This window comes from Actinoplanes sp. L3-i22 (assembly GCF_019704555.1).
Classification (GTDB): domain Bacteria; phylum Actinomycetota; class Actinomycetes; order Mycobacteriales; family Micromonosporaceae; genus Actinoplanes.
This window is the reverse complement of record NZ_AP024745.1, coordinates 1,327,505-1,339,600: the sequence shown is the minus strand read 5'-3', so window position 1 is coordinate 1,339,600 and position 12,096 is coordinate 1,327,505. Positions and strand designations below refer to the sequence as shown.

Here is a 12,096-nt window from a genome sequence, read left to right as displayed (position 1 = left end):
GTGTGACGACATCCGACACACCCCCGATGGCCACTCCTCGCGTCGCCGCCGGCGCCCTCTTCTTCGATGAAGCCGGACGCGTTCTGCTCGTAAAGCCTGCGTATAAGGCGGGTTGGGACATCCCCGGCGGTTACGTCGAGCCGGGCGAATCGCCTAGAGCTGCATGCATCCGCGAGGTCCAAGAAGAACTAGGCCTGCTCCAGGCAGCAGGAAGCCTTCTTGTCATCGATTGGGCACCAGCAGAGGCAGAAGGCGACAAAATGCTCTTCGTCTTCGATGCAGGCATTCTGCCAGAAGCAATACAAAATAGCATTAACTTCCGCGACGGAGAGCTAACAGAATGGCGCTTCGTGGAGCGCACCGAGATAGAGAAACACCTCCCTGAACGGCTATACCGCCGAATTCATACTGCAATCATTGCGCGAGATCGTGGAATACCTGCGTATGCGGAGCACGGAAATGACCCGCTTGCCTCCAACAGCTGATCGCTGCCAGATAACACCTGCGCGAGTAGACCGACTACTTGGAGAAACCACGCTGCAAAGAATCGCGCAGATCGTCCTCTCGCAGTGTTGCCAACAGGCTATCGAAAAGGCTGATTGTCATGTCAGCGCGAGCATCTCCGCTCTTGAGCCACTGCGTAAATTCTCGCAGGAACTCTAACAGCCCTTCGCTCTCATATCCATCAGCCTCTTCGCGCGCGGTAGCCGCCGTCACTGCTTCAAGAAATACACTATTACCAATAGATGACACCAGCTCAGGCCGTTGCTGCATCCACCAAATACGAGCCAGCAGTGAGTCCGCGAACACTTCATCTCTTAGGAACTTCAAGCGCGCCATCTCATTAACAGCAGCCGCATTTACAGCGCGCCGCTCTTGCCGACTGCGCCATGCAATTTTAATATCATACTCATCCGCCTCTAAAAAACTATCAAAAAACACTAGTACTTTATTCGCATTGATCTTAACCTGCAATTCGGATAACGCAGCCCTAACCCTCAATTCCGCGGATTGGAGAGAAAGGACCGAGCTCATTTCCAGAGCCTCACCAGCCGACTTCACCACGGCCTCATGTATTTCAGCCAAATTTCTCTCGGGCAACTCACCAGCAGTCCTACGCCACAACACATATACAGTTAGCTTGAATACTGCTCCATCCACCTCAGAATCAATAGCCGTGCTGATCTTGCAACGGCGCCATCCGGCCACATGCAGCCAACCTAATGCACTTTGCCAAACCGTCAATTTGGCTCCCGCTGGCGCAACACATGACCAACGGCATCATCAGCATGGGGCCTAACGAGCCGCAGAAGAAGCGCCTCCCTCGCGGCCGAGACCTTTTCCGGCGACCTAACGAGAAATGGCCCTACGCCATCGAGGTTGATTGACGCACGTATAGCTGGCGCCAGGACATCAATGACAGCACTACTGTCTGATTTGCCGTCATCGACCTGTTCCAACCAGCGCCAAGCAACTTCCAGCGCCTTAGGACGGGTTTCCCTGTCATCAATAAGGGTCAACCATCCGTCTCGAATTCTGGCAAAAATCTCCGCGTCGCTAGTCGCGTCGTTCAAAATTTCATCGAATACGGGATCCTCGCCGCTCGGATCGAAGATCGACAAGCTTACTGATTTCCCGACTTGGCGATAGGCATCACTTACCACCCAAGTAAAAACTTGTCGCACTACAGCCCTGCGGATTAAATCACTCGACTTTGCCAACTTACGCACTGCCCCGAAGGCAGCGTATCGTATTTCCCCGATAGGGCTATCAGCCAACAAGCGTAGCCGCACAAGAGCCATTTCAGGGTATCGCACACCAAATTCCCCTGAGCATACTTCAGCGACACCAGTACCCACATGAACGGGCACGTTCTTCGAATTAGCCCACTCATAGAGTTTACGACGAACCGCAGATCCGATATCACGACTCTGTGCGAGTTCTTGCAGTAGTGATACCGAAAGCCTCCGGTGTTGCCGCCCTTCGGCCAGCCAACGCTGGACTACATCAAGAACTTCCAACGCCCTATGTTCAACAGCGATCCTGGCAAGCACCCAAGAAACACGGTCAATACACTTGTACGCCAATCCTCGCTCAGTAGTTAGGTCTGCAAGCCATTCAAGAAGATCTTGCCGAAGCTGAGGCCTTTCCGTCCAGACCCTATCAAGAACTGCGTTGTCCAGACCCGGATGCTTGGTCGTTAAAAAGACAGCATCGCCAGCACGATCCGCTTGTATACGTGCCAGAAGGCCTGACAACTCCGGGCCCACGAGAAGTTCGCCTGCCGGAGGAGATGCCTTTATACGATCCAGTAAAGCGTAAGAGGCTGAAAAGACGATGTCGGCGGCCACTCCGTTCAAAACGGACGCGGCGATAAGAAGAGCCCGCTGCCGAGCGTAGGTCTGACGGTCAGACTCATCTTTAACGTCGCCAAGTTGCTCGTCAAGGAAGCCCTTCCAATGGTGGTACTCAGCGACTATCCTATCGACACTTTCCTGGTCTAGCTGACTCGGAGAGGACAGAGCTTCCGACAGATCGACGGCGCGCCGAGGAGGCCTACGATTATCAATCAGATCACGGAGCAGATTAGCGAGTTGAGGAATCGCCTTTATTTCATCAATGGCGTGCCCAGAACTTCTAGCCCATAAACGCTTAGTGACGACATTAATCGGATCAGGAATATCCAACAAGATGGTAAAATTGGCCGTTTGCTGCTCGCATGAACGCCAGACATCTGGGGTCACTGTGATCACCATCCGGGCGCCCACTTTTGCAAGCCTGGCCGCGTGCTCTTGGAGGGTTTTGGAAAATAAATCTCCCAAATCGGCTTCCTCATACGTCAGATCAAGAAGATACCGTCCCCCCGGCTCTGCGTGAAGTACATCGGCTCTAGGCTTCGACCAATCCGGTAGCAGTTCACGGATCTCACCCGTGGAATTATCCCTTGCGAGGAGCGCCAACGCCGCCGTTCGACGACCAATTCCGACCGGCCCCTTAAGCACGACAACAGAAGATGAAGCCTGAAGTTCAGATGAATCATTGCCTTCAGATCCATCAAATAGCCCTACTGCGTCCCAATACCCTGGAGGTGGCTCAAAGGTCACCAGCTCATTACGCGCCTCAAGATCTACAGCCATCGAAGGAACCAACCGAATCAGATTCTGATGGAGACTACCGCCAACCTGAAAGAATGTACTATTTTCGGTAGCTATTCCTAGCTGCACGGGAAGCATAGTATCTTTCCGCGCCTCTTTTTCATAGTCACGGTCCAAGTCCGATTGCCCATCCCCCGTTGCCCAGTCCATCTATATCCCCTAATCAGCTGATCCAGGAAGTCGTCCATGAAAGTCACGTCCAACTTGAAAGAATGTGCTGTTTCCTTCAGACTTCCCATGCTGAAAGACGGTTCCGGACGGCTGCGATGAAATGCGCAGCGACACTTCATTCGCCAAGGCTGCGAACTCCGCGGCAAATTTCGGATCCCGTCGGAGTCGGTGCTTAAGCTGCCCACGAATCTCAGCCTCAGCAATGACAGAAAGGCTTTCCTTTTCCTCCGCCGGTGCCTGAGTTAGGGCAGCTTGCATATTATCCAGATCGGACAGGACGGCCCGCTCCTCGGCGCCATTCCCTAAGATTTGAGCCACACGCTCACGAGCATAAATCCAAATGCCTGTCGCCATAGATGAAGCCAATGCCGAAGCCACAGAGGTAGCAACTTCATTAATGTCCACCCGGGCCGCCTCACTTTCCAATGCAAAGCTCTTCACAAGGATCGCCATTCGATCACTGTCGATGCCTTCCCTACTACATGTATCAGCCGAAAGTTCAGGAGGGAAACTTTGTCAGCTTCAAGACAAGCCCTTGTCTTGTGCTGAAATTCCTGAGCACGCCGAATCGATCTTTATTCCACCGTCCCATATCGGTCACGTACTGCCGAATTGATCTCTTCTGGACCAAGGCGCCACGCAAGCGCGGCGCGGCCGGCGCGCTCGGCCTGCTGGCGGCCTCCGGCCGGCATCGGCCGGCACGCCGGCCAAGATTCGTGCCTCGATCCACTGACCCGGCGGATTCGCTGCCCGCGCGTGGACTCCACCAGGTTCTCAGCCTTACCTTGGCTCGATGCTTTCTCTTGCGCAGCCGACCACTGCGGCTGCTCCATGGTGGGCAACGGCCGTCATTGCGGGTTGCTTCACTCTGCTCGGCTCCGGCGCGACTCTGGCCGTGACGTTTGCCCTTGACTGGCGCAAGGCCGCCCGCGACGCACGGACCGCGCGTGAGGTTCGTGCGCGCGAGGCCTACCTCAAGATCCTTCCCTGGATCGCCCATGTCCGAGACGAGTTGCGACGGGCGATAGAGGCCCGCCGTCCATTCGATCACTCGATCGCAGACGAACGTGAGCAGGCGACTCTCGACGCTCTGTCCCAGCTCGACACCACACCAGAGTTCAGAAAGCTCCTGGCAGCATGGCCGGAGGTATTTCGCGCCGCGCTAGCTACCTACGAGTCTCTTGCCAAGATCGAAGAAGACATCCGGGCCACCAGATCGACGGAGTATGCCGACCGCGATCAACACGCATTTCGGCTGACAGCGGAGATCGAGGTACTCGCAGGGTTGATCGACGACCTACGCGAGCAAGCCAGGAAAGACACGTCAAGATTTTGAACGGCCATAATGCGGCTAGTCCTCCGCCCAGCCCGCCCAATGCCGCATCTGCTGCCGCGCCGCTTCGCGGCTTGCCATTGGGAAGGACAGTCACCGCGGGCGGGTGGGCCGGCGGGCCGCAAGCGGTCGGGCGGCACGGGAACCGGGCCATTAGCGGGCCAGTAGCCGAGATCAACAAGGGCCACGAGCGGTCATGATCGGTCACTCAGTCACCCATCCTGAGCAGGCGATTCGCCTAGATCACGGTGTCGGGTAGCGATCTTCCAAACTGATTACGCGAGTTCGATTCTCGGCGCCCGCTCCACCGCATCGGCCCTGGTCAGAGGGATTCCCTCGACCGGGGTCGTTTGCTGTCACTCGGCAGTGGATCTTCTTGGCCAGTTTCGCGTGAACGGGCGTCGCGGTGCCGAGACTGTCCTTGTCGGGCGCTTCGGTTTCGTGCTCTGCGCGACTCTTCGGACGAGTGCGTGGCCGGCCCGCGGCTTCTCCGGCGAACTGCGGCGCGCCCGGATCCTCGCCGGTAAAATCGGGCGGATTTCCATCAGCGCTTGCCGGGTGTCTCGATGCCCTTGGGTTCCGGCCGCTTCGGCTTGGCCGATTTTCGCGGTACGACGACACGCCCGCCGGGTTCGCCGATGTCTCCCGGCGCGTGGCCCGAACAAGGCCGTGATCGTGATCAGGGCCACGTATCCGGTCGCGATTCCTTCACGCCTTTCGGCCGCTGAGCGGGATCGCCGTGGGCCCGTGCGGACGCCGGGGCGGCGGAGGTCGCTGTCAGAAGGGCCGCGGAGGTCGCTGTCAGAAGGGCCACGGCGTCGCTGTCAGAGGGTCTCGGGGATGTGGATCGACTCGATCCAGGTGGGTGGGGGTGGTGGGGAGGCGCCGATCAGGCCGGCCACCACCCGGGTCTGGCCCGGGGCATGGTCGGGCCACGGGGTGTAGCCGTCGGTGAAGACCACGATGATGTTCGGCTTCAGGCGGGCCCGCAGGGCGTGCTCGATGCCCACCCGCATGTCGGTGCCGCCGCCGCCGGCCAGTTCGACCTCGCCGATGTTGCCCACCCGGCGGACGGTCTGGACGTCGGCGTCGCAGGAGAGGACCGTGACGCGCTCCCGGCCGATGCCGACCGCGCGCAGGACGCCGGACAGCTCGGCCAGGACCGCGGTGAGTTCGTCGTCGCCCATCGAGCCGGACGTGTCGACCACCACCGCGACCCGGGCGGTCGGGCGGCGCAGGCTGGGCAGGACCACTCGCGGCAGGGCGGCGCCCCGGCGGGACGGGCGATGGTAGGTGTAGTCGACCGCACCGGCCGCCCAGGCGGCCGCCTCGCGGACCGCGCCGGCCAGGGCGCGCCGCCAGTCGACGACCGGCTCCAGGATCCGGTCGGCCCAGCGCTGCCAGCCGCCCGGCAGGTTGCCGCGGGACTTCGCCGCCGCGCGGATCGCCTGGGCGGTCTGGCGGCGGATGGCGGCCGCCTCGACCGGGCTGACCCGTGGGGCGGTGCCGGACTCCCAGGGCATCGGGCTGCCGTGGGCGCCGGAGCCGCACTGTGGATGGTGGGCCGTGGCCGGGATCGCGGGCAGGTACTCCTCGAACAGGCGGCCGGTGGCCAGGCCGAACGTCGCCGGCTTCAGCGCGCCGGCGGGCAGCCCGGCGATGTCGTCGTTGATCTCGCAGTCCTGGGCCACGTTGATCCGGTGGTGGTCGCCGGCGAACTTCGGCGGGACCAGCTCGGCGCGCCCGAAATGGTCGCGCAGCAGGTGTGCGGCCTCGTGCAGCCAGACCGCGGCCAGTTCGGGGACCGGCGTGGCGGCGACGAACTCCGGGGCGACGTAGCAGCGCCAGTGCCGGTCGACGGCCATCGTGGCGATCGCGGTCGTCGGCACCACCGTGAGGCTGTAGAGGGCGGAGGCGAGGTACGGCTGGGCGCCGGCCGCTTTCAGTCGGGCGGCCAGCAGTTTCGTCCGGTCCAGCGGGACCTCCGGGTCAGGCACCGGCCAGCAGCCCGGACACGCTGAGCACCTCGACGAACGCGTCGATCGAGGCCGGCACCGGCCAGTCCGGCCGGCGCATCCGGGCCAGGTCGAACGCGGCGCGGGCGGCCACGTCGGGCACCCCGGCGTCGACCGCCTTGGCCAGCACGACCCAGCCCGCCTCCCAGCGTTCCCGGGTCACCGACGCCTCGATCGCGGAGACCACCGCGGTGAGGAAGGCGAGCTGCCGGTCACCCCGGTCGGGCAGGGCGAACGCGGCCGGGTCGGCCAGCACCCGTTCCGGATCAGGAAGATCAAGCTCATGGAGGTACGTCGCCAGCTCCAGTCCCGCGCCGTCGCCGACCGCGCCGACCAGAGCCGTGGTCAGCGCCTCCCGAGCGGTGTTCGTGCAGAAGTGGAAGACCAGCAGGCGCAGCGCCATGTCCCAGGTGCGCGGGGAGGGCCAGGCGCCGCCGCGGGCCTCGGCGTCGGACGGCAGGTGGTGGGTCAGGCCGGGCCGGGCGGTGAGGAACCCGGCGAGCACGCCGCGGGCACGGGCCAGCGCGCTCGGCGTCCGGGCGGTGGCGATGACCGGCACCTCGGCCCGCGGCCAGACGCCGGCCAGGCCCCGGGCGACCACCCGCGGGTCGTGCGTCCAGTGCAGGTGGACGAACCGGTTGGCCAGCGGCGGGCTCAGGTGCCATCCGTCGGCGGCGCTGGCCGGCGGGTTCGCCGCGGCGACGATCCGTACCGAGGGCGGCAGGGACAGGCTGCCGACCCGGCGTTCCAGGACCACCCGCAGCAGGGCGGCCTGGACCGCGGGCGGCGCCGAGGAGAGCTCGTCCAGGAACAGGATGCCGCGGCCGGCCCGGGACAGCCGGACCGCCCAGTCCGGCGGGGCCATCGGCACGCCCTGCGTCGCCGGGTCGTCGCCGACGATCGGCAGGCCGGCGAAGTCGGACGGCTCGTGCACGCTGGCGATCACGGTCTCCATCGGGGCGCCCAGGCCCTCGGCGAGCTGGCCGAGGGTGGCCGACTTGCCGATTCCCGGCTCGCCCCAGAGCAGCACCGGCAGGTTCGCCGCGACGGTCAGGGCCAGTGCGGCCACCTGGTGGTCGGTGGCCGGCTCGGTCCGGGTGGCCCGGATCCGGTCCAGCACCTCGTCGGCGGCGTCCAGTCCGGACGTCATGCGCGCTCCTTCAGGTAGTCGATGGCGGCCCGGAACTCGGGGCCACGGATGCTCTCGTATTCCGGGGCGTCGTCGCCGTCGTACTCCTCGAAGGCGAAGAACTCCAGGTACTCGTCGATGTAGCCGAGCACCGACTGGTCGTCCTGGTTCGGGGTGTGCGGGTCGGCGCCCGCGTCGACCAGGGCGGTGATCAGCCCGGCCGGCCAGACGTGGACCACCGCCAGGTAGAGCGGGGTGCTGCCCTCCTTGTCGCGGGCGTTCACGTCCAGGCCGGCGGCGAGCAGCCGGGGCAGCAGGCGGGCGTGGTCGAACGCGCGGACCTGGTGCAGCAGGGTCCGGCCGCGGCCGTCCCGGATCCGCGGGTCCATCCCGGCGTCGAGGAGCTCCAGCACCGTCCGGGTGCCGCCGTGCAGCATCCGCAGCCACAGGTCGTCGCGGTGGGCGCGCAGCCGTCTCGGCAGCCGGCCGGACGCACCGGTCCAGGTCTGCGCCGCGGCGAAGCAGCCGGTCACCGTGCCGCCGAAGGCGCGCAGGGCACGTTCCCGCTGCTCCTCGTCGGCGGTGTGGAGGGGCAACCGGAGCTGCCCGGCCCGGTGCTCGACCGGATGCCACTCGCCGCGGCAGCGCACCCGGATCGGCGCCGGATCGGGCGGCGGCGCCACGGGCGCCGGCGGGGCGGCCGGGAACAGCGCCGCCCGGACCAGCGGGTGCAGCGCGCCGGCCGGCAACCGGCCGCTCCGGACCAGCTCCAGGTCGACCGGGTAGCCCAGCATCTCGAGCGACAGCACCGGCAGCCGGCGCATCTCGTCGTTCCGCCGCCAGACGACGGTGACCGGAGTGACCCGCACGGTGTCGGCGTCGACGTCGAGGCGCAGCAGCCGGTCATAGGAGAACCAGAGGGCCAGGGTCCGGTGGCCGAACCGGGCGGCGACCCGCCGGGCCTCGGCGGCCACCGCCCACGGGTCGATCCACCGGGCTTCCACCGGGTCGATCCGCCGATCGACGGCGCTCTCCGGCGACCGGGGATCGGACGACCGGGGATCCGCCTGGACGGGGAAATCGTCGGGCGGCAACCGCAGACCGGCCTCGTGCCACCCGGCGAACGGTTGCCCGGCCAGCAGGGCCCGCTCGACGCGCGCCGGGGCGTCGTTGCCCGCCCCCAGCGCGGCGGCCGGGAGCGGGTCGCCGGCCGGGGTGAAGCCGGGCAGGCGCTCGGCCGAACCGCCGGCCGCGGCGCGCAGCTCACCGGCCCGCCGGGCGTCCCAGTGGTGCGGCGCGAGCCGGATCGGCTGCGGTGGCGACTCCCGGGGATCGGCCTCCGTCAGCAGGTCGCCGAGCCTGGACGCGGAGAGCGTCAGCCGCTGCGAGCCGAGCACCGAGACCGGGGAGCGGACCACGAGCACGACCGTGTCCTGCTCGACCGGGCCGTCCGGAGCCAGAATGTAGTCCTTGCCGGTGGCCAGGGTGGTGTGGCCGCCGAGCGCCCGGGGCAGGTGCCAGCGCAGCAGATCGGGCGCGAAGCCGGCCAGCATCTCGAGCAGCACGGCGGTGACGGCCGGGCCGTGCCGGGTGGTCAGCGACTCGGCGTCGAAGGTGACGTCGACCTCGCCGGCCGCGCAGGCGGCGGCCCAGTCGCCGCGCGCACGCGCCGCCGCGCACTCCTCGATCATCCGGGCGGGCACCGCATATCGTCGGATGCGCTGCCACTCGGCCAGCGCCAGCCGGTCATGCCCGCTCATCGGCCCACCCTCGGGACGGGCTCCGAGCGGTTTCCGAGACGAGTCGGCCCGGCCTCGGAGCGGACTCCGGGACCGGTGGGCCCGGCCTCGGGACGGTTTCGGGGGCGAAGCCGACCGGATTCGAACCGGCGTCCTCCTGCTCGGTGCCAAGGCGCGACGACCTCTGCGCTACGGCTTCGCCGCGGGGAGCATACGCGAGCGGCGGGGCGGCCCGGGAGGGCCGCGGCGTGGCCTGATCACTGTCGGACAGCCGGCGGCGGAGCGCGGCCGGGGGCGAGCCGGTCTCGGCGCGGATCGCCCGGGTCATGTGTGCCTGGTCGGCGAATCCCGCGCGGGCCGCGATCGTGGCCAGGCCGGCCGCCGGGTCGGCGGCCAGGTCGTCGATCGCGGCGCGGACCCGCAGGCGGCGGCGATAGGCGCTCAGCGTGGACCCGGTGACCTGGCGGAACGAGCGGGACAGATGCCACGGCGACCAGCCGGCGGACTCGGCGAGCGCGGTCAGGTCGAGAGCCGGGTCGGTGTGCAGCAACTCGCGCACGCCCTCGACCACCGGGTGCGCCGCCCGGGCCACCCGGGACGCCGGGAGGAGCGCGGCCAGCAGTTCCCCCACCAGGTCGGACCGCTCCCCCGGCGGGGCCGCGAGCAATCGGCGGTGGATCAGGTCGGCGGCCGCCGGGACGCGCACCGGGCCGGCGTGGGCGAAGCGGTCGGCGAGTTCCGGCGGGACGGTCAGCGAGGTGCAGACGTCACCGCCGCGGGGATGGCTGATCCGCTGGGTCTCGCCGGGACGCTGCAGATAGCCCGTGGTGACGTCGGCCAGGACGGCCCGGCCGCCGGTGTGCCGGACGAACAGGCCGCGCCGGACGAGCACGACCGCGGCGGCGACGACCGGCTCCTCGGCGGAGTGGCCGCCGGGGCAGCGGACCGCGGTGGCCCTGGTCTGCCCGGCGGTGCACAGCGCCCGGAACTCCAACATGGCCCGACCGTAGCGACGGGGTACGACAAGTTCGTTCAAGACCGGGCCGGCGGCCGGGCGGGAGGGTCGGGGCATGACGCTTCTCGACGGGCTCGCGGCGGATCGTCCGTACGCAAGCAATGAAAAAGCTCTTGATCTTTATGGTCGGCTGGTCGGCACCTGGGACGTGATCAACCGCTATCGGCTCCCGGACGGCGAGTGGCTCACCGGAACCGTGGTGTGGACGTTCGGGTGGGTCCTGGCCGGGCGTGCGGTGCAGGACGTCATGTGGTTCACCGTGCCCGGGCCGGACGGGTGGCCGGTCAGCCGGACCGGGAGCACGATGCGGCTCTACGACCCGGAGGCGGATCACTGGCACATCGTCTGGTTCTCGCCGCTGGGGCGGACGTGGACGCTGACCGGCCGGGCCGGGGAGAACGGTGACATCGTCCAGGAGGGCCGGCAGGGTGACGGGACGTCGGTGCGCTGGCTCTTCACCGAGCTGACCGAGGGAAGTTTCCGCTGGCTGGGGTACGTCTCGACGGATGACGGCGAGTCCTGGGAGCTGGAGCAGGAGATGCTCGCCCGGCGCCGCTAGCGGCTTCGGCATTCGCCCGTCATGACCGTCGCCCACCAGGAACGCTGGAGGCCGCAGGGCAGCCCGGGGTTGACATGTGACCTAATGGTCACATAACTTAGCGTCATGACGGACGACGATCGGGTGTTCAAGGCGCTGGCCGACCCGAGCCGTCGCTTCCTGCTCGACCTGCTCTTCGGGCGGGACGGCCGCACGCTCACCGAGCTGGAGTCGGAGCTGGACATGACGCGGTTCGGCGTCGCCAAGCACCTGAAGGTGCTCGAGGAGGCGGGACTCGTCGTCACGCGCCGATCGGGGCGGGAGAAGTTGCACTTCCTCAACGTCGTCCCGATCCGGCAGATCCACGACCGGTGGATCGACAAGTACACCGAGCACCAGGTCACAGCCCTCATCGATCTCAAGCGCACGCTGGAGGAAGAGTCATGAGCGACACCAAGGTCTTCCGCATCTGGATCAAGTCCACGCCGGAGAAGATCTGGCAGGCGATCACCGATCCGGAGTGGAACGCGAAGTACGGCTACGCGACGCCGCAGTTCTTCGAGCTGAAGAAGGGCGGCAAGTACCACTCGAACGCCAACCAGGGCATGAAGGACTACGCCAAGGCCAACGGCTTCGACATGCCGGACCCGATCCTGGACGGTGAGGTGCTGGAGGCCGAGGCACCGCGCCGGCTCGTCCAGACCTGGCGGATGCTGATGGACGCGAACACCGCGGCCGAGGGCTTCACCACGCTGACCTACGAGATCGAGGACTCGGCGCCCGGCGTCTGCCGGGTGACCATCACGCATGACGTGACCGACGCCCCGGCGGTCGCGACCATGGTCTCCGGCACGCCGGACGCCGCGGCCGAGGGTGGCGGCGGCTGGGCCTGGGTGCTCAGCGACCTCAAGTCGCTGCTGGAGACCGGCAAGGTGCTGGCCGACGCCTGACCGGGCCGGCGATGGGCGGGGGAAAGCTATCCTCCGCCCATGGCCGTGTTC

12 protein-coding genes, 1 tRNA gene and 1 pseudogene are annotated in these 12,096 nt (G+C 66.3%); 6 read left to right on the top strand and 8 right to left on the bottom strand.

Features of this window, described 5'->3' with window-relative positions; all coding sequences use genetic code 11:
- Positions 1-2 precede the first annotated feature (2 nt).
- Positions 3-485 carry an NUDIX hydrolase gene (locus L3i22_RS06225; RefSeq protein WP_255657992.1) on the top strand — a complete coding sequence of 161 codons (483 nt, stop codon included), beginning with the start codon at positions 3-5 and terminating at the stop codon, positions 483-485.
- Positions 486-519: 34 nt separating this feature from the next.
- On the opposite strand, the gene L3i22_RS06220 is transcribed toward L3i22_RS06225, so the two are convergent.
- The 3 genes from L3i22_RS06220 to L3i22_RS06210 are packed head-to-tail and all read right to left on the bottom strand — an operon-like array spanning position 520 to position 3,779.
- The gene (locus L3i22_RS06220) at positions 520-1,245 is read right to left on the bottom strand and encodes a hypothetical protein (RefSeq protein WP_221326033.1); all 726 of its coding nucleotides are present in this window, start codon (positions 1,243-1,245) and stop codon (positions 520-522) included.
- Complete coding sequence (locus tag L3i22_RS06215; protein ID WP_221326032.1) at positions 1,242-3,305, bottom strand: hypothetical protein; 2,064 nt, start codon at positions 3,303-3,305, stop codon at positions 1,242-1,244. The genes L3i22_RS06220 and L3i22_RS06215 overlap by 4 nt, the downstream gene beginning before the upstream one ends.
- A 9-nt stretch (positions 3,306-3,314) precedes the next feature.
- Positions 3,315-3,779, bottom strand: a complete 465-nt coding sequence (locus L3i22_RS06210; protein ID WP_221326031.1) for a hypothetical protein — start codon at positions 3,777-3,779, stop codon at positions 3,315-3,317.
- Positions 3,780-4,119: 340 nt separating this feature from the next.
- On the opposite strand from L3i22_RS06210, the gene L3i22_RS06205 reads away from it, so the two are divergent.
- Positions 4,120-4,662, top strand: a complete 543-nt coding sequence (locus tag L3i22_RS06205) for a hypothetical protein (RefSeq protein WP_221326030.1) — start codon at positions 4,120-4,122, stop codon at positions 4,660-4,662.
- 821 nt (positions 4,663-5,483) lie between these two features.
- On the opposite strand, the gene L3i22_RS06200 is transcribed toward L3i22_RS06205, so the two are convergent.
- The 5 genes and pseudogenes from L3i22_RS06200 to L3i22_RS53345 form a co-directional block, all read right to left on the bottom strand.
- Positions 5,484-6,656 carry a VWA-like domain-containing protein gene (locus L3i22_RS06200; RefSeq protein ID WP_221326029.1) on the bottom strand — a complete coding sequence of 391 codons (1,173 nt, stop codon included), beginning with the start codon at positions 6,654-6,656 and terminating at the stop codon, positions 5,484-5,486.
- The gene (locus tag L3i22_RS06195) at positions 6,649-7,824 is read right to left on the bottom strand and encodes an AAA family ATPase (RefSeq protein ID WP_221326028.1); all 1,176 of its coding nucleotides are present in this window, start codon (positions 7,822-7,824) and stop codon (positions 6,649-6,651) included. Before L3i22_RS06195 ends, L3i22_RS06200 begins: the two co-directional genes overlap by 8 nt.
- Positions 7,821-9,563 carry an ankyrin repeat domain-containing protein gene (locus tag L3i22_RS06190; protein WP_221326027.1) on the bottom strand — a complete coding sequence of 581 codons (1,743 nt, stop codon included), beginning with the start codon at positions 9,561-9,563 and terminating at the stop codon, positions 7,821-7,823. Before L3i22_RS06190 ends, L3i22_RS06195 begins: the two co-directional genes overlap by 4 nt.
- A gap of 105 nt (positions 9,564-9,668) precedes the next feature.
- Positions 9,669-9,741: transfer RNA gene (locus L3i22_RS06185), tRNA-OTHER, on the bottom strand.
- Positions 9,742-9,873: 132 nt separating this feature from the next.
- Positions 9,874-10,101 (bottom strand): annotated as a pseudogene (locus L3i22_RS53345) (helix-turn-helix domain-containing protein); the annotation flags it as partial.
- On the opposite strand from L3i22_RS53345, the gene L3i22_RS53340 reads away from it, so the two are divergent.
- The 4 genes from L3i22_RS53340 to L3i22_RS06165 all read left to right on the top strand — a co-directional run bounded on the left by L3i22_RS53340 (position 10,024) and on the right by L3i22_RS06165 (position 12,045).
- Positions 10,024-10,662, top strand: coding sequence for a hypothetical protein (locus L3i22_RS53340; protein ID WP_255657991.1), 639 nt, complete (start codon positions 10,024-10,026; stop codon positions 10,660-10,662). The pseudogene L3i22_RS53345 and the gene L3i22_RS53340 sit on opposite strands and share 78 nt — an antisense overlap.
- Complete coding sequence (locus tag L3i22_RS06175; RefSeq protein ID WP_221326026.1) at positions 10,613-11,116, top strand: hypothetical protein; 504 nt, start codon at positions 10,613-10,615, stop codon at positions 11,114-11,116. The genes L3i22_RS53340 and L3i22_RS06175 overlap by 50 nt, the downstream gene beginning before the upstream one ends.
- A 105-nt stretch (positions 11,117-11,221) precedes the next feature.
- On the top strand, positions 11,222-11,542 hold the full coding sequence (locus tag L3i22_RS06170) for a helix-turn-helix transcriptional regulator (RefSeq protein WP_221326025.1): 321 nt from the start codon (positions 11,222-11,224) through the stop codon (positions 11,540-11,542).
- Complete coding sequence (locus L3i22_RS06165; protein ID WP_221326024.1) at positions 11,539-12,045, top strand: SRPBCC domain-containing protein; 507 nt, start codon at positions 11,539-11,541, stop codon at positions 12,043-12,045. The genes L3i22_RS06170 and L3i22_RS06165 overlap by 4 nt, the downstream gene beginning before the upstream one ends.
- Positions 12,046-12,096 lie beyond the last annotated feature (51 nt).